General features: G+C 39.9%; 11 protein-coding genes. 10 read left to right on the top strand and 1 reads right to left on the bottom strand.

The genetic code is table 11. The features are described from left to right. The first annotated feature begins 10 nt into the window (after positions 1–10). The 10 genes from BLV50_RS06395 to BLV50_RS06350 all read left to right on the top strand — a co-directional run bounded on the left by BLV50_RS06395 (position 11) and on the right by BLV50_RS06350 (position 18272). Positions 11–1606: a helix-turn-helix domain-containing protein gene (locus tag BLV50_RS06395; protein WP_090806548.1), complete on the top strand. Its 1596-nt coding sequence runs from the start codon at positions 11–13 to the stop codon at positions 1604–1606. 221 nt (positions 1607–1827) lie between these two features. Beyond that, entirely contained in the window at positions 1828–4347 is a 2520-nt protein-coding gene (locus BLV50_RS06390) for a glycoside hydrolase family 3 N-terminal domain-containing protein (RefSeq protein WP_090806546.1), read from the top strand. 183 nt (positions 4348–4530) lie between these two features. Beyond that, entirely contained in the window at positions 4531–5886 is a 1356-nt protein-coding gene (locus BLV50_RS06385) for an MFS transporter (protein ID WP_177031124.1), read from the top strand. Positions 5887–6185: 299 nt separating this feature from the next. Then, on the top strand, positions 6186–6965 hold the full coding sequence (locus BLV50_RS06380) for an SDR family NAD(P)-dependent oxidoreductase (protein WP_090807512.1): 780 nt from the start codon (positions 6186–6188) through the stop codon (positions 6963–6965). Between the two features lie 96 nt (positions 6966–7061). Further along, positions 7062–9545, top strand: coding sequence for a glycoside hydrolase family 3 N-terminal domain-containing protein (locus BLV50_RS06375; RefSeq protein WP_090806542.1), 2484 nt, complete (start codon positions 7062–7064; stop codon positions 9543–9545). 360 nt (positions 9546–9905) lie between these two features. Then, entirely contained in the window at positions 9906–11393 is a 1488-nt protein-coding gene (locus tag BLV50_RS06370; protein WP_090806540.1) for an ABC transporter substrate-binding protein, read from the top strand. Positions 11394–11559: 166 nt separating this feature from the next. Beyond that, positions 11560–12492 (top strand): ABC transporter permease, encoded by a 933-nt coding sequence (locus tag BLV50_RS06365; protein ID WP_256337871.1) that lies wholly within the window; start codon positions 11560–11562, stop codon positions 12490–12492. A 10-nt stretch (positions 12493–12502) separates the two neighbouring features. Further along, the gene (locus BLV50_RS06360) at positions 12503–13393 is read left to right on the top strand and encodes a carbohydrate ABC transporter permease (protein WP_090806539.1); all 891 of its coding nucleotides are present in this window, start codon (positions 12503–12505) and stop codon (positions 13391–13393) included. Positions 13394–13452: 59 nt separating this feature from the next. Then, positions 13453–15882 (top strand): glycoside hydrolase family 2 TIM barrel-domain containing protein, encoded by a 2430-nt coding sequence (locus BLV50_RS06355; RefSeq protein WP_090806537.1) that lies wholly within the window; start codon positions 13453–13455, stop codon positions 15880–15882. Positions 15883–15959: 77 nt separating this feature from the next. After that, positions 15960–18272 carry a glycoside hydrolase family 3 C-terminal domain-containing protein gene (locus BLV50_RS06350; RefSeq protein WP_090806535.1) on the top strand — a complete coding sequence of 771 codons (2313 nt, stop codon included), beginning with the start codon at positions 15960–15962 and terminating at the stop codon, positions 18270–18272. A 238-nt stretch (positions 18273–18510) separates the two neighbouring features. On the opposite strand, the gene BLV50_RS06345 is transcribed toward BLV50_RS06350, so the two are convergent. Then, a complete protein-coding gene (locus tag BLV50_RS06345; RefSeq protein ID WP_256337931.1) occupies positions 18511–19095 on the bottom strand; it encodes a TetR/AcrR family transcriptional regulator in 585 nt (194 codons plus the stop codon). Positions 19096–19345: the final 250 nt, after the last annotated feature.

The raw sequence follows: 19345 nt of genomic DNA, 5'->3' as shown, positions 1-19345 counted from the left end.
TGGACCCACTATGTATCGAATGTTAATCGTTGATGATGAAATCCATGCAGTCGAAGGAATTCTGTCAGGTGTCAATTGGGAAAAACTTAGTATCAAAACTGTATTTACGGCTTATACTGCAAAACAAGCGAAAGAACTGTTCAAGAGAGAGCATATAGACATTATGATCTGTGATATTGAGATGCCGCAGACGTCAGGATTAGAGTTAACAGAATGGGTAGGAGAACGATATCCCAAGACTGAAACGATTATTTTGACTTGCCATGCAGATTTCGGATATGCCAAACAGGCTATTCAGTTAGGAAGTCTGGATTATATTTTAAAGCCAGTGCCATTTGCTGAATTAGAATTAGTGATTGAAAAAGCAAAAGAGAAGATTGATAAAGAATCAGAAATGGACCAATATAGTCGTTTCGGGCATTATTGGTTCAAAAATCAACCTATGTTAATTGAACGTTTCTGGCAGGATATACTGAATCAAACAGTCCCCTCAATCTCCAATGCCGTAAGGCTTGCTGCGGCTGAACGAAATATTCCCTACTTGGAAGAGATGGTCTTTATACCTATTCTCATAAGCATTCAGAGGTGGCATAAACCTTTGAGTCTGAGAGAAGAAAAAATCCTGGAATATGGTCTCAAAAATTCGGCCGAAGAGATCTTCCTTGAACTTAGCCAAGATGGATTAATCATTGCATTAAACAACAGAAGGATGCTTGCTGTATTATCTGTCGAAGCTAGCCAAATTCTTTCTTTAGATCTAGAAACTATTAGTAAAAAGTACATCGATGATTGTAGTCGTTATTTTTACTGTGATATCTCCTGTTATATTGGGCAGAACGTCCAGGCTCATGAAATGTTAGGAATGGTTAATAAACTCAATGAAATGGATAGAAATAACGTTGCTTACAGTAATAAAGTATTCATGCTATCGAAATCTCCTACCCACTCATCTAAATATGCGCCCGCCAATATTACCTTATGGTCCGTTATGTTAAAAGAGGGGGCTTTTGACGAAGTATGTGCTGAAGCTTCTAAGTATCTAAACAATTTGGAGAAGGAGTTTTTAAATGCGGATTTGTTGAATAGATTATATCAAGATTTTCAACAAATGATGTTTTATGTCCTTCAGTCTAAGGGGATTCAGGCGAACCATCTATATAGTGATGCCTACTCTCAGGAGTTAGGTTTAAACGCTCCGTGTTCTGTGAGCGATTTGCTCGAATGGGTTATACACATGATAAGTAAAGCCAAGGAATATGTAATGTCACTTGAAAAGTCACAAAGCGTGGTAGAAAAAGTGATACAGTATATACAGATTCATATCTCTGAAGATTTACCTCGAGAAGAGATTGCTAATCAAGTATTCCTTAATCCTGACTATCTGACTCGAATTTTTAAAAAGCAAACTGGAATGTCTATTTCGGAATATATGTTTAAAGAACGACTAAGGCTTGCCCAAGAACTACTTGCAAAGACTGAGCTACCAATCAGTGCAGTAGCTACCCAAATTGGATATGCTAATTTTTCTCATTTTTCGCGAATGTTTAAAAAACATACCAGTATGAATCCAAATGAATTTCGTCAATTGCATATAAAACAGAACTGATCAAGTTTAACTTGATCAGTTTTTTTACATAGAAATACATTAGGGGGGGTCGGTAAAGTGCAACTCCAAAGTCGGCGAAACGGTAGAGACAACTTTTTATTGTTATTAAAATAAGAATATAGCGATTGTATAATCGCATGTGCTCTTACTCTATATTTTATCTAGGGTAGACCAACAGGCTTGATATAAAGCCAATTCTATAAAGAAGGTAGATGATAGATATGATCGGTACTTGGCATTTCTTGCTCCAGACACCAGAAATCAATATGAAAATGCAGTTTATTATTGAGAAAAAACAAGATTATACATTGTCTGTAGTTCTCGAACCCACTCCACTTCCAATAGAAATTTCCACAATAGAGGTGGTAGGGAACACTCTAATAGCCAAAGGCTATTCTCCACTTGTGCCAAATGAACCCATTGAATTCGATTTAACTTTTGAAGACCAAACATTTCACGGAAAAATCAAGCTGCCCTATCAGGAACCTTTCACTATGAAAGGAGCTAAAGGTTCCGGTCCCTCTCTGGTAGATCAACTGATTGCTGAACTGCTTCCATATCGAAAGAACGATGTGAAACAGCGGGATGATGATGAAATTCTTCAAGCCGTGGAAGCATTACTTCAAAAAATGACGATAACTGAAAAAATTGGTCAGATGAGTCAATGTATGGCTTCAACTATATCTTTAGGATCTGAGATTGACTCCGAGCCAGCAGAAAAATTAATCGCTGATGGTCGAGTCGGTTCAATACTGGGAGCCTTAGGAAGCAGTCGAGTGTTCGAATTGCAGAAAATCGCAGTTGAACAATCTCCACACGGGATTCCACTCTTCTTTAACTTTGACGTCATACATGGGTTTCAAACCATTTTCCCGGTACCCCTTGCTTGGTCTTGTAGCTGGAATATGGATGCCATTAAAGAAGCATGCTCAATTTCCGCGAAAGAAGCTAGTGCTGGTGGAATTAACTATAATCACGGTCCTATGGTGGATATTACGAGAGATCCGAGGTGGGGTCGAGTTGTTGAAGGGGCCGGTGAGGACCCTTACCTCGGTCAACTTATTGCAAAAGCTCAAGTCGAAGGATACCAGGGATACAGCTTATTCGACCCAGAGACGATCATCGCTTGTTTAAAACATTTCATCGCTTATGGTGCTGCTGAAGCAGGACGAGATTACAACACTGTAGATATATCGGAGGGCACCTTGCGGAATATATACTTACCACCTTTCCAGGCAGGGGTAGAAGCCGGAGCCGGATCTGTAATGAATTCATTCAATATTTATCAAGGTGTTCCCGTCGCAGGGAACCGATATCTACTTAATGATCTGCTTCGTAAGGAACTTGGCTTCGAGGGTGTTTTGCTATCTGATTACGGTGCAATTGATGAAATTGTCGCACACGGTAATGCAAAAGATAGTAAAGAAGCTGCAAAAAAAGCACTTGATGCCACGTTGGACATTGAAATGGTAACTCGTTCCTATGACCAATTGGTAGAGTTAATCGAACAGGGTACCGTTCCAGAAGATCAAGTCAATGATGCAGTACGTCGTATTCTGATTTTAAAATACAAAATCGGGATTATGGATGACCCTTTCCGATACGTCCGTCCAGAGAAGGAACAGGAGTATTATTTCCATCCGACACATTTGGAAGCTAGCAGGCATTTAGCTCAGCAATCTATCGTATTGTTAAAAAATAACGACGTGCTTCCATTCCACAGCACAGATCGGAAGCTTGCTATAATTGGACCTTTTGGCGACAGTAAAGACCTTTTGGGACCATGGCAGTATTCACGCCATGTGGATGAAACCATTACTCTGCGCCAAGGAATTGAAGCGCAGGGAATCTCTGGTCTAAACCTGCTTGTTGAAGCGGGATGTGGAGTCGAGGAAGCGATTGTTGGAGGACTCGAACGTGCTATTAAAGCTGGAGAACAAGCAGACGTTATTCTCCTCGCGCTGGGTGAAAGTAGTGAGTTGTCGGGTGAAGCTGCATCTCGTATGGATATCATGTTACCGAAGGTGCAACAGGAACTCGCAGAGGCCATCGTAAAGATCGGAAAACCAATAGTACTTGTATTAACAAATGGACGGCCACTGGTGCTCGATTGGTTCGAGCATCATGTAGATGCAATTCTAGAGACATGGTTCCTCGGATCTCAGGCCGGACATGCTATTGCGGATGTTCTCTTCGGAAAATATAATCCATCTGGCAAATTAACAATGAGCTTTCCTGCTCATTTAGGGCAAGTACCCGTTTATTACAACCACTTTAGTACAGGAAGACCCGTTAATGAAGCGAATAAGCTAGATAAATTCTTTTCAAGATATATCGACGGTTCGAATGAACCCACTTACCCATTCGGTTACGGTCTGAGCTTTACGACATTCGAATATTCTGAGATTCATCTATCCCAAACGAAAATGAATAGTTCACAAACTATTGTCGCGAGTCTAACAGTTACAAATAGCGGAACGGTAATGGGAGAAGAGACGGTTCAGTTGTATATTCAGGACGTATATGGAAATGTGGTTCGTCCAGTTAAAGAACTTAAAGGGTTTAAGAAAGTTTTATTAAATGCAGGTGAAGCACAAGAAATCCACTTCAATATAAGGGAAGCAGACTTAGCATATTGGAATGCGGAAAAAAAATATGCAGCTGAACCAGGTGAATTCAAGGTTTATATCGGATCGAATTCTCGTGATGTGAAACAAGCAGGTTTTGAGCTTCTTCCTTAAGAAGGATCATTATAATTTCAACAAAAAAGTCATCAGATCATTTACTTCAAGATGGGTTGTTTATCTTATTTTAGCATGAAATGGCTTATCTCTAATAATTTGTTGTGGAACAGTTGCGAAATTTCATTACATCTTAAAGATCTTAGACCACAATACGGTATCTAATAGAAAGGCTGAATGAGCATGGAACGGGAGCTAACGACCAGACAGTTGATTGGAGACGCGGCAGGACAATTCTCATTGAATATTGTCACTAGCATGATGTCATTGCTGTTGTTCTTCTATACAGAAATTATTGGTGTTTCAGCAGGCATTGTAGGAACAGTGCTGTTATTAACGAAGATCGTCGATTCCGGAGCTGATATCGGAATGGGTTACATCGTTGACAGAACAAAATCAAAGCATGGTCAAGCACGTCCTTGGCTATTATGGATGATCATTCCCATGTTTGTATTGACTGTGCTAGTATTCACTGTACCTGATCTAAGCACTGGAGGAAAAATAACATATATCGTTATCACTAATCTATTATTTTACGTTTTTATGCTTACACCTACTTCAATTCCTTATGCAAGTTTAATGGCATTAACAACCAGAAATACTCAAGATCGATCAATCATGGGTTTACTTCGTTCCTCATTTGGATTTTTTGCAGGAGGTCTTGTCACAGTAGACTTCATTCCTTTAGTCAACTTGTTGGGGGGCGGACAGCAAGAATGGATATCATTAGCTGCCGGACTAGCCTTTATTGCTGCTCTCGGAATCTTTATTGTCTATAGGTCTACGGTGGAAAAATATAATACGGAACAATTAAAAAAAGAAGGAGAAATCAAAAAGACTCTTTCTCTAAAAATAGGCATAAAGTTACTTTTCACAAATCGATATTGGTTGGTGACATTCTTTGTAGGTTTTTTCACTAATATTTCTTTTGCTTTAGCGAGTTCATCGGGGATGTACTATGCCAAATATATCTGGGGGAATGTGAATTTAGTAGGTCTCATAGGCGGAATAACCCTTCTTTTAACATTGCTAGTTTTTGCTGTGTCTGTCCCTCTAATCAAACGATTTGGTCAGAGGAATACTGCAATCCTTGGTTTATGTGTTGGTATTATAGGTAGCTTAGTTCGATCCTATGATCCATACAGTATCCAAATTGGGATCGTCGGATCTGCATTTCAAGCTTTTGCCACGATCCCGCTGTTAGTAGTCATGATGCCACTTATAACTAGTACCATCGAATATGGAGAATGGAAGCATGGACAGCGGATTGTAGGTTTAACGAATAGTATAAATTCATTAGGTAATAAGCTCGGTATGGCCTTTGGTACTGCGCTTATCGGATGGCTTTTAGCGTTTGGACATTTTCAAGAAGGTGCCTCAGAACAAGTTGAGACTGCAAATTCGATGATTGTATTTATTGGTATCTATCTACCACTTGTAATGTATGTGATCATGGCCATTTTGTTATGCTTTTACTCTTTAGAAAAGCAGTATACTCGTATACTGGATGATTTGTCCAAACGACGGGATTCAATATAGTAATAACTTTTGCTTATAAAAATCTGGCATTAAGAAAGAGGTATACACATATGGGAACTATGGAAAATGTGAAAATCGGTGAATTACTTCGTAATGAAGAAGCAACTGCGTTATTAGCCAAACATTTACCCGAATTTGTAAATGAACCTACTTTTAACATGGCTAGTGCCTTTACACTGGATCAACTTGCCGCATTACCACAGGTAAATATTCGGGCAGAAGTTTTGAAAGCGCTACAAAGTGATCTTTCTAAGATAACATTTAACCAACCTGAGTTAGGAACTCCACAGAATAAGAAGATGAATTCTCCCCAAACTGCCCATGATTTAGAAGGAAAAATTATCATAGTAACTGGGGGAGGAAGTGGCATTGGCAGAGCAAGCAGCCTGAAGATGGCAGCCAGTGGCTCCAAAATTGTGGTCGTTGATTACAAGGAAAGCATGGGTCTGGAAACTGTTGAGCTGATTAAGAGAGCCGGTGGTGAGGGGATTTTTGTACAAGCGAACGTCTCTAACAGTAAAGAAGTTCAACATTATGTCCAAACTACGATCGATACATTCGGGAAGATCGATGTATTATTTAACAATGCTGGTATACTGCAAGACTTTAAGAAATTCCAGGATATCTCGGAAGAAGAGTTCACTCGAGTAATTGATGTTAATTTAAAAGGGATTTTTCTTGGTATGAAGTACGTCCTTCAAGTGATGGATCAACAGGGCTATGGCAATATTATCAATACAGCTTCTACAACGGCCGTCCGTGCGGAGCACAGCCTTGCTGCCTACACTGCTAGTAAACATGGTGTTGCTGGATTGACGAAAGCAGCAGCACTCGAGTATGTAAGAAAAGGAATTCGTGTGAACGCAATCTGTCCTGGGGGCGTAGCTACTCCTCTTACTGATTCCGTACCAAGCCAGCTCCAAGCGAGCGGTTATGTACCAGAGGAGTTCCCAAATATGAGAATTGGACGTTACGCACAACCAGAGGAATTGGCTGATATTGTTACTTTCCTCGCTTCCGATAAATCCAGTTATATGACAGGTTCAATCCTTGTGGTTGATGGGGGTATGACTCTCTAATCGGAATTCAAAATTTGATAGGGGTTCTTTCATGAGTACATCATTCATTCCATGCATAAGTTGGATTTTTGATTAAATTTAGTAGGGGGATTCCAAATGATATACAAAGATGCAAATAAGTCTATACAAGAAAGAGTAATCGACTTACTTCAAAGAATGACATTAGAAGAAAAGGTTGCTCAGTTGTTCTGTGCAACGGTATCCGATAGAGAAGACAGTTTGGTCACTTTAAAGGAAAGTATGAAGGATGGAATAGGTACCCTGAGTTGTCTAAATGTTTCACTAACAGGTGATAACAAAAAGGATATCATCAGATTAAAAAGCATTCAGAAATATCTTATTGAGGATACGAGATTAGGAATTCCAGTTCTTATTCATAATGAGGGTATAGCAGGGGCTCAGATACCCGGTGCAACGGCTTTTCCACAATCGCTTAATCTTGCTTCAACATGGGAGCCTGAATTGGCTCAAAAAATGGGGGAAGTTGTAAAAAAACAATTGTTAGCCTATGGTTTTAGAGCAGTACATTCACCTCTTTTTGACTTGGGCAGAGATCCACGATGGGGAAGAATCGGGGAAACTTATGGAGAAGATCCTTATCTTGTTGCCCAGATGGGAATGGCTTTCGTTAGTGGGATACAAGGTGATAACGAAGTGATGGCTGCAGCCAAGCATTTTATTGGTTATGGTAATGCTGAAGGTGGAAGGAATGGGGGAGAACAACAAATAGCGGAAAGAAAACTGCTGGATACGTATAGCTTCCCATTTGAGGCTGCAATCCATGAATCCAATTTGAAGGGTGTCATGAATAGTTATGGCATATTAAACGATCAAGCTGTTTCTACATCAAAATGGTTGCTGACAGATCTCCTTAGGGAGAAATTAGGTTTTAAAGGATTGGTTGTTGCGGACTATGGAAGTATTAGTCATGCTAACGCACGATATCGGGTGGCACATGATCCAAAAGAAACAGCTATACTTGCACTTAAGGCAGGAATGGATGTAGAGCAACCTAACAATTATTGCTATAAACACTTAGTTGAAGCTGTTGAATTCGGAGAAATTGAAGAATCTTATATTGACCGTTCCGTAGAACGTGTTCTTGAAATGAAATTTATTCTAGGACTGTTCGAAAACCCATATGGAGTTGGTAATTTTCAAGAAGAAATTAATAAGTTAGAGAATGTAGAATTATCTCAAGAGATAGCTGAAAAATCCATTGTGATGGTGAAAAACGAAGCCCGTATTTTACCTTTAAAAAAGGATTTAAAAATCGCTGTAATTGGGCCATCTTCAGACAATAAAACAAACTTTTTTGGAGGATATTCATCGGTTGGTTCTGCAAGTACAAAAAGTAGTGATTTCGATAAATCTGAAGAAGATAACTTCCTAAAAATGGCTTATGCGGGTGCTATCACAGAACATAAGGAGTCATTTAAAGCATTTGGAATTGAATTTGAGGATCAGCCAACACCGCAACAAAAAGAAATAATTATGAATTTAATTAAACAAAATATAAGTGCACATACATCTTCTAATAAAGTGTATGAAACAACAGAAGAATTTACTCAAACATATTATCCGAATTGCAAATCTATAAAGGAGATTTTGGAAGAAGAGTTTGGAAAAGATAATGTGCTTCATGCTAAAGGATGTAATATCTTCAGAGCTATTGAAGGAGGAATAGATGCCGTAAAAGAGATCGTAAATCAAGCGGATATTGTAATTGCTGTTCTTGGTGGAAAGGAAAGTATGATTGATCCAGAAGCCACTTGTGGTGAAAATAAAGATAATAGTAACATTCATCTTGAAAAGGTACAGATGGAAATGATGGAAGAAGTGTTCAAACTTAATAAACCTGTTGTGTCGATTATTGTTGACGGCAGACCCTTAGCTACACCTTCTATAAGTGAACAAAGTAAATCTGTCTTGTATTCTTGGCTTCCTGGACAGTCTGGAGCACAAGCGATCGTGAACATGTTGACAGGCAAAAGCAACCCAAGCGGAAAGTTGCCGGTGACTATCGTAAAAGAGTCAAGTCAGATTCCGATGTATAACAGCAGATTACCATTCTTCGTTGAAATTGATGATTGGGCGGAATATATTGATAACAGCAAAAATGCACCGCTATACTCATTTGGTCACGGATTAAGCTATACAACGTTTGAATATAGCGAATTGAATTTGGATAGCACCGTACAACCAGATGGGGATCTAAAATTGAAATTTAACATTGAAAATACCGGTTCGTTTGACGGAGATGAAATTGTACAAGTGTATATAAGGGATACCGTAAGTAGTGTTGTAAGACCCGTTAAGCAACTTGTTGGATTTACCCGAGTTCACTTGGAAGCTCAAGAGAAGAAAGAAGTTACATTCACGGTAAACATGAAACAAATGGCGTTTCATGATTTAAATATGGATCAGGTCGTGGAACCAGGGAAGATGGAATTGTTTATTGGTGCTTCGTCTCAAGATATTCGTCTAAAAGGTGGATTTGTTATAGTTGGTGATACATTAATTGTAGAACGGAAGTCATTCTCGTCCAAGGCTAATGTAAGTGATGCAGTGAAGAGATAAACTGGGTACTAATTAATTTTCAATACCAGATAATATATTTCATCGTCTAAGATCCTCAAGTATGTAGTGGTTATTTAACTACGATTTGGGGATTTTATTCAATAACCGACATCAGTTTTTCGGAAAGTATTAGATAATTTTTTCACTCATTCTACAATCATTGTATACTCATAAAAACAAATTGTCTTTTGGAGTTTTGCAAACAGACGGCAACTGGTCGTCAAATGGATACCAAAAAGTCGTTCGAAGAGCAGAGTAGAAATTCAATTCGACGTACACTGTTAATACCCACTATGCACAAACTTTATTTAGATAACGCTTACATGTTCATTTGGGGATACTTATTATGGGGGGATAACAATGAAGAAAGGACTCAGTTTGGTGAGTACCCTAATCGTCTTAATGCTACTATTGTCAGCTTGTAGCAGCAATGATGAAGAGACGCGCTCACCCGGTACAAAGACCGAAGGGACGATTGAGTTAACTGTCGCTTTTCCGCTTTTCGGTGCAGTACCCAAGGATTTAACATTGGTACAAGATCAGATTAACAAAATCGCTCAAGAAAAAATTAATGTTAATGTGAAATTATTACCGATTGGTTTTGGGGATTGGCAACAGCAAACAAACTTGATGTTTTCCAGTAATGAAAAGCTCGATTTAATTCCTACAGTCTATAATTACAGCTCATTAGTATCAAAGGGACAACTTGTCGCTCTAGATGATCTTCTGGAAAAACAAGGACAGGGGATTACTCAGGCATTGGATCAAACATACCTTGATGCGGCAAAAGTGAAGGGCTCCATTTATGGCGTTCCTACATTACGGGATATGGCCACAACATATGGTATTGCGATGAGAAAAGATCTAGTGGACAAATACAAGATAGACGTCGACAAAATCCAAACTCTACAAGATGTAGAGCAAGTCTTAAAAACGGTTAAAGCTGGTGAACCGGATATTTCTCCGTTGGTTCCTGGAGCAATAGGTGCTTCTATACTCGGGACTTATCAAACATATGACACACTCGGTGACCAAATCGGTGTTCTGCCTGGCTATGATAATCATATGAAAGTGGCTAACCTTTATGAAACAGAAGAATATATGAATCAGCTTCAAATGGTTAGAAAGTGGTATGAAGAAGGTTTGATTCTGAAAGATGCCGCCACCAATAAAACCTCTCAATATGATTTGATCAGATCCAAGCGAGCTTTTGCATATTTACTCCGTGTTCAACCTCAAACCTATGATGGTGAAACACAAACTAGTGGAGTTCCTATGAAAGTAGCAACATTTTCAAAACCTGTATCCACGACATCTACAATAACCAATGTTATGTGGGGGATTCCAGTTAACTCGAAAACCCCTGATAAAGCTATGGAATTTCTTAATTTGATGTACACGAATAAGGATATTGCAAACCTTTTAATTTGGGGTATTGAAGGGAAGCATTATGTAGTTAAATCGGGAAATGTTATTGATTTCCCCCAAGGTGTGGATAGTCAAAATTCGGGTTACTATCTGAATATGGGCTGGTTATTCGGGAACCAATTCCTATCCTACGTTTTCAACGGCCAAGATCCTGACATATGGGATAAAATCAAAGAATTTAATAAGTCAGCAGTGAACTCCAAAGCACTGGGTTTCTCGTTTGATTCATCACCAGTAAAAGTCGAATTTGCTTCTGTTGGTAATGTTATCTCTCAGTACGCCGTACCTCTGGAAACGGGGAGCGTAAATCCCGATGAAATTCTACCAGATTTTATTGCAAAGTTAAAATCGGCGGGGATCGACAAGATCCTTATGGAGAAACAAAAACAATTAGACGAATGGGTAAAGTCAAATAAATAACGATTTAATTATTTTGGTCATGCAACAGCATGGGCTATTTAAGAAGATCAGCTTTCAATTAATGATCGAAAAAGTGTAAATGGAAAGTCGTTGAACAGTAGAGGCTTAAGAGTCTGTTCAATAAAATGAAAGAATGCCTCCTTTATGGAAGGGGAGAATGGTTGGAATGATGAATATTAAAGGAAACATGGCGAGTGGTCGACTACGGAAATACATTCCTCTCTATATCATGATGTTACCCGGGCTTGTTTATTTAATCATCAATAACTATTTACCCTTATTCGGCCTTTCCTTTGCCTTTAAAGATATCAATTATGCTAAAGGTTTATGGGGGAGCGATTGGGTAGGTTTTCAAAATTTTAAGTTTCTATTCCAATCATCAGATGCCTATATCATTACGCGCAATACACTTCTGTATAACGGAGCTTTCATAGTGATCAGTCTCATTGTAGGCATAGGATTAGCCATTCTCTTGAATGAAATCAAAAATAAGATAGCGGTTAAATTCTATCAAAGCATTGTTTTGCTTCCTTATATGATTTCCATGGTACTAGTCAGTTATCTAGTGTATTCGTTGTTAAGCATTGAAGGCGGATTTATGAATAACACCGTTTTGCCCGCACTAGGGATTGACCCAATTGCTTGGTACAACGAGCCGAAATACTGGCCATATATTTTGGTCATTGTGAATGTATGGAAAGGCGCCGGATACTCATGCATTATTTATTTGGCTTCCATTATTAGCATTGATCCGGAGTATTATGAGGCAGCCAGATTGGATGGGGCGAGCAAGTGGCAACAGATACGAATGATTACGATCCCTTTGATCACACCTGTAATCATTATGCTGACTTTGCTACAGATCGGACGAATATTCTACTCAGACTTTGGGTTGTTTTATCAAGTACCCATGAACTCTGGAGCTTTATATGATACGACGAATGTTATCGATACGTACGTGTTTCGAGGACTCATGCAACTCGGAGATATCGGAATGTCATCCGCAGCAGGATTATATCAATCTCTGGTTGGTTTTGTTCTCGTTATCCTATCGAATGTTGTGGTTCGAAAAATAAACAAGGATAGCGCCTTATTGTAGGAGGGATTCCATGAAAAATGAAAATCGTGTTTGGCAATGGATGTCTCATGCGCTTCTGCTACTCTTCTCAGTAGCCTGCTTGTTTCCTTTCGTTCTTCTCATCATTTCATCCTTGACGGATGAGCAGTACATTGTTCGTAACGGATACTCCTTTTTCCCAAAAGAACTGAGTTTTGCAGCTTATGAATATATATGGCAACAGTCATCTTTAATTTTCAATGCATATGCAATCACTATATTTATTACCGTGTTCGGGACCATTACTAGCTTACTAATCACATCGTTACTGGCTTATCCATTGTCACGTCGTGACCTACCTGGGGGCAAGATTTTTGCTTTTATGCTGTTCTTTACCTTGTTGTTTAACGGTGGCATGGTTCCGACGTATTTAATCTATACTCAAGTTTTTGACTTGAAGAATACATTGGCAGCTTTAATTATCCCTGGCTTACTTATGAACGGCTTTATGGTACTGCTAATGAGAACCTTCTTCATGACAACCATACCTGTTCCGGTCTTGGAATCGGCCAGCATAGATGGAGCCAGTGAATTTACAACATACCGAAAAATCGTGATGCCGCTTTCGTTGCCTATTCTAGCAACGGTTGGTCTGATGCAGGGGTTGATGTATTGGAACGACTGGTATAACGGACTGATGTTTATAACAGAACCTAAGCTATTCAGTTTGCAGAACGTGTTGAATCGACTAATGAGCGACCTCCAGTTTTTGGCCAGCAATAGTGCTCTTGGAGCCAGAGCAAGTGGTGCAGTAGCTCAGATTCCTAGCGAAACATTTCGTATGGCTATTGCAGTAATCAGTATCATCCCGATCTTAGTTGCTTACCCTTTCTTCCAAAAGTACTTCATAAAGGGAATGACCATTGGATCAGTGAAGGGATAATCAAAAAAAAGATCAGACCAATGACTAAAAAATTCTAGAGTAAAGATGGTGAATTTCTAATGATAAAAAAATCTTTTAATACGGACTGGACGGTTGGACCAAGAACAACCTACTTTGCGGAACTTGCCTTTGATCAGTCACCTCCCAAATTGGTAACGTTACCGCACGATGCCATGTGGGAAAATAAGAGATTAAAAGATGGTAATAGCAATATTGCCTGTTACCCCGATGGAGAGTACGAGTACAAAAAGAAATTTTTCGTTCCATTCGAATACAGTGACCAACGGGTTACGATAGAATTTGAAGGTGTGTACAACCAAGCAATGGTATACATTAACGGGGATTTTGCTAGTCAACATCCTTTTGGTTACAGTCGTTTCTATGTGAAGGCTGACCAATTCCTCAAATACAACATGGAGAATGAAATTAAAGTTGTCGCCAGGACACATAAAGATTCCCGTTGGTATTCTGGTGCTGGCATTTATCGAAATACAAATATAATTGTAGGAAATCCCGTTCACATCGCACTGAATGGCGTGAAGATCGTTACACCAGACATTTATGATGATCGCGCTGTAATAAACGTGACTACCGTCATTGAGAATGAAGGTGTGCACGCCGTGGATGCTTCAGTATTAACAGAGATTGTGGATGCTAAAGGTAGTGTGATTGCGTCTGATCAGTCACCTTTTACGACATTTGGGGGAGAATCGGCCACTCTTCGTCAGCGTATTCTAATGAGAGCTCCGAGGCTCTGGAGTGTAGACGAGCCTAATTTGTATGCCTGCAGAACAACAGTTTTTAATGGTAATGAAATGTTGGATGAAGAATCAACGAATTTTGGGGTTCGTTCACTTTCACTGGATTCAGAGCGCGGATTATGTATCAACGGAGAAAACGTCAAGCTGCGAGGTGCTTGTATTCATCATGATAATGGCGTGATTGGTGCAGCAACGATAGATAGAGCAGATGAGAGACGAGTCGAAATTCTGAAGGAAGCAGGCTTTAACGCACTACGTAGTTCACATCATCCAATAAGTAAAGCCCTTCTTGATGCATGTGACCGTCTTGGCATGTTGGTCATGGACGAGAGCTTTGATATGTGGACGAATTCCAAATCGGAGTATGATTACGCTCTGCATTTCCCGGTCTGGTGGGAAAAGGATATCGAAGCAATGATTGATATGGACTATAATCATCCCTGCGTAATCATGTATTCAATAGGTAACGAAATACCGGAAATCGGTAGTCCGGCTGGTGCAAAGTGGAGTCGCAAGTTGAGTGGGAAAATTAGATCATTGGATTCCACACGATTTGTGACAAATTCGGTGAATTTTATGCTTGCGGTAATGAGTGATTTGGCTCAGCAGATGAAGCTTCATCAATCCGAAGGCAATGAAGCCGGCGGGATTAACACGATGATGAACGATTTAGGAGATCTCATGGCGAATATTGTATCGAGTGAACTGTGCACAACAAAAACAGCGGAAGCTTTCGCGAGTGTGGACATTGCGGGCTACAATTACGGAGAAGCAAGGTACTTGATGGATAAGGATTTATTCCCCAACCGGATAATTGTAGGGAGCGAAACTTTTTCAAATAAGATTGATAAGAACTGGAAACTCATAAAGGAGAACAATCATCTCATTGGAGACTTCACATGGACAGGTTGGGATTACTTGGGTGAAGCAGGTGTTGGAAGAGTTCAGTATGATGTTGAGGAACCAACACATTATATCCAAAGTGGTTATCCGTGGATTACAGCTTGGGTCGGAGACATTGATATTATCGGTAATCGGCGACCGATATCATATTATCGCGAAATCGTGTTTGGTCTACGTCAGGCCCCATACATCTCAGTACAGAGACCTCAACATTATTTTAAGAAGACTGTTCTATCTAGTTGGGGCTGGAGTGATTCGATCTCCAGTTGGTCGTGGGACGGCTACGAGGGGCAACCGATTAAAGTAGAAGTTTATGCAGATGCGGAAGAAGTCGAGCTAACTGTGAACGGTAAAACGATAGGAGAAGCCATTGCAGATGAAGCGAACCGTTTCAAAGCAGAATTTGATACAGTCTTTGAAACGGGAGATATCACAGCTATTGCCTATACTGACGGAAAGGAGATCGGTCGGATGACGCTTCATTCAGCAAGAGGTCCTATTGTATTGCAAGCAGAAGTTGACCGGACGGAAATTCAAGGGTCTGACACTGATCTTGCATTTGTAATGATCAGTCTCCTTGACAAATATGGAAATCTGTACAACATGGCTGATCGAAAAGTCAAAGTGAAGATTGACGGGCCAGGTCTCCTTCAGGGATTTGGCAGTGCCAATCCAGCTTCAGAAGAAGATTTTTTTGATGATCATCATACAACCTTTGACGGCAAAGTATTAGCAGTTGTGCGTCCGACTGGTGCAGGTACAATTACTGTAACAATCGAAGCAGAAGGTTGTACTCCACGTACTGTTAACATTACGGCGCGCTGACAGACATCTCAAAGTTGTTTACTTTATTTTAAAGAGTTATTTGACAATGCATAGCATGATTTATTTGAGGAGGCTTTATGATCTTGGAGAAGATAAAAATAAAGGAAATTGTATTTAACATGACTCTTGAGGAAAAAGCTGCACTTACCTCCGGCTTGGACAATTGGTTCACAAAAGGGGTTGGCCGTCTAGGGGTGCCGAAACTACAATTAGCCGACGGTCCCCATGGATTAAGGATCGAACCTATATTAAGTGAGGATTCAAACGTATTTAATTCCAAACCTGCGGTATGCTTTCCAACAGGTAGCCTTCTTGCTTCAAGTTTTGATACTCAATTAGTTGAGGAGGTAGGGGAAGCCCTTGCAGTTGAGTGTTTGGCAGAAGGTGTGGACGTTATCCTCGGTCCTTCCATTAACACTAAACGATCCCCGCTTTGCGGCAGAAATTTCGAATATATGTCTGAAGATCCGCTACTAGCTGGAGAGCTGGGCGCGGCTTATATTAACGGCGTACAAAGTAAGGGAGTAGGCACTAGTGTAAAACATTTTTTTGCCAATTCGCAGGAACACAGACGTGTAACCTCTTCCTCAAACGCAGATGAACGGACTCTAAGAGAATTATATCTAACTAACTTTGAAATAGTCATTAAGAAGTCCCAGCCTTGGACGGTTATGACATCGTTTAATAAAATCAACGGTACTTTTGCATCAGAGCATACCAAATATATCGAGGATATGTTATATACAGAATGGGGATTTAACGGTTTTGTCGTTTCCGATTGGGGGGCTGTTCACAACCGAGTTGAAGCAGCCAAGGGTGGAACTGCGCTTACGATGCCTGCTGACACCAAAAATGATTATAAGTTAGTTGAAGCGGTTAGATGCGGTGAACTCGACGAAAAACAACTGGATACACTCTGTGAGCGCATCATCGAAGTCACATACCGTGCGAAAGACGGGAAAGTTAAACAAGAACGAGACTTTGAAAAAAGTCTCGACCGAGCTCAAAAAGCAGCTGAGCAATCTATTGTACTTTTGAAAAATGATGCATTACTACCTATTTCCTCAGAGAAAAAAGTTGCATTTATCGGAAAATATGCTGAGGCGCCTCGTTATCAAGGGGGAGGCTCCTCTCATATCAAATCCTACAAAATTATTTCAGCACTAGATGCAGTTAAAAAAATAACAGAGGTCACCTACGTCCAAGGCTATGTGGACAATCAGGAACAAACAGACGAGGTCCTTCTGGCAGAAGCAATAGAAGTAGCTAAAGCCGTTGATGTAGTGGTCGTATTTGCAGGCCTGCCAGAATCTTTTGAATCAGAAGGCTACGATCGGAATCATATGAGGATGCCAACTTGTCAAAATATACTCATTGAGGCGGTTGCTGCGGTAAACCCCAATACTATTGTTGTTCTTCAGAACGGATCACCAGTAGAAATGCCATGGGCGGAACAAGTGAAGGGGATCATAGAGACTTATCTTGGCGGCGATGCTGCTGGTGCTGCTACAGTTAATATTTTATATGGTAAAGTCAATCCTTCGGGACGATTGGCTGAAACAGTCCCTAATAAATTGGAAGATAATCCTTCCCATCTATTCTATTTTGGTGAAAATGATAATGTAGAATACCGCGAAGGGGTGTTTGTGGGATATCGCTATTATGAGACTAAAAAGTGCGATGTGCTTTTCCCGTTTGGTTACGGTTTGTCCTATACAACCTTTGAGTATTCCAATCTTAAGTTGAGTCATGCTACGTTGGATTCGGAGACTGAGACGCTTACAGTTAGTGTCGATGTGACCAACAATGGTAAAGTTGAGGGTAAAGAAGTTGTCCAATTATACGTTGCCCCCCACAAAGGCGTCATCATCCGACCGGTGAAAGAGCTGAAGGGATTTTCAAAGGTAAGCTTAAAACCCGGTGAAACTGAAACGGTAATCTTTGTTCTTGATAAACGATCTTTTGCCTATTGGAACATTGAATTAAACGGATGGCATGTTGAAAGTGGGAAGTACGATATCGTGATTGGAAAAAATGCGCGTGATGAAGTACTCAAACATGAAACGATTGTGAATGGAGTGAAATTATTTACGGGAAAACTAACCGAACTTTCCACAATCGGAGACTTAATTGCGCTTCCAAAGGGTGCTGCCTATTGGGAAGAGATCCAGCCACGGTTTATTGAGGGTGCGATAAAGTCTGGTTTTGCGAAAGAATCTGATATTGAACAAGCCCAATCCAATCAATTAGGAGAGGCAACGGATAGTAATACTCAAGTCTTGTTTTCATTGACCCTAAACATGCTATGTTTCGTTATTCCTGACTACACCGATGAAGATCTTCTTACTGTATTAGAAGAACTAAACAAGAAGGACTGGAGAACTTATTGAGATATATTTACATTTCAACTGTATTTGACTGAACTTAAATGGATTTATGGACAGGAGAATTTCATCCTGTCCTTTTCTATTATCTTTTGGAATCGAAGTTATGACACGATTTAACTACTGCAGATTGCTAAGGTAGCGGAGAAGATAAGGAATACAACGTACAGCCAATTATAGAGGTGGATCAAATGATCTCTCAAACAAAAGAGTGGAGACTATCAGGATTTACTTGGTAACATATCTAGGCCTTCAATGGCTCAAGGAACAACCTTTTCAATATCTGAAATTGTTCAGTCTGATCAACTTGTAATTGAAAAGCTTCAATTCCATGAAGCATAGCCATTTTTTTCGAGAAATTCCCAAATACATGGATCATAGTTAACAAAGTATTAACCGTGTTGATATCCGTCCGCACAGAACCGTCCAGTTTCCCAAGTTCAGCTAGCTCGGTAAAAAGAGCAATAAGGCTGTCATATTGCGCTCGATATAGGTCTATGTCCTCTAGAGGTTCTTTGGATAAAGCGACATAACACTCAAATGCTTCAATTAGCTTAGAACTGCTTCGATCCTCAGTACGCTGAAAGAAGATGAATGCGTCAAAAATGTGATTTAGTTTCTCATAACAGGTGCCACTTCCATGGACAATATTCGAAAAAACCTCAATTTCAGTCTGAACAATATCCGACGCAACAGCCACTATTAACTGTTCCTTTTTGGGGAAATAACGAAATATAGTAGCGATGCCCAGATTTGCTTCCTTGGCAATATCCTGCATCGTTGCCTGTTCGAAACTGTTGCTTGCAAAAATGTTTTTGGCGGCATCAATAATACTTAAGCGCCGTTTTATTCGTGAGCTACTGCGCTCTTGTTCTAAACGCTGACGCGGTTGAATGGGGAAAACCTCCTTATCTAACTAGCTCAAATTATGCTAACAATTGCATACTTCTTTGTCAACGAAGTACTCTTTCTTTTGATCTATAAATCGCATATGTATAGCGGATCCAAGAAATTTGATTAGATAGTTCGATAGTGATAGTATCAATATTGTAATGGTATCAACAATATCATATTTTATG

Source organism: Paenibacillus sp. 276b, from assembly GCF_900107875.1.
Taxonomy (GTDB): Bacteria; Bacillota; Bacilli; order Paenibacillales; family Paenibacillaceae; genus Paenibacillus; species Paenibacillus marchantiae.
The sequence above is the reverse complement of the archived record's forward strand: the minus strand, read 5'-3'. Positions and strand labels throughout refer to the sequence as shown.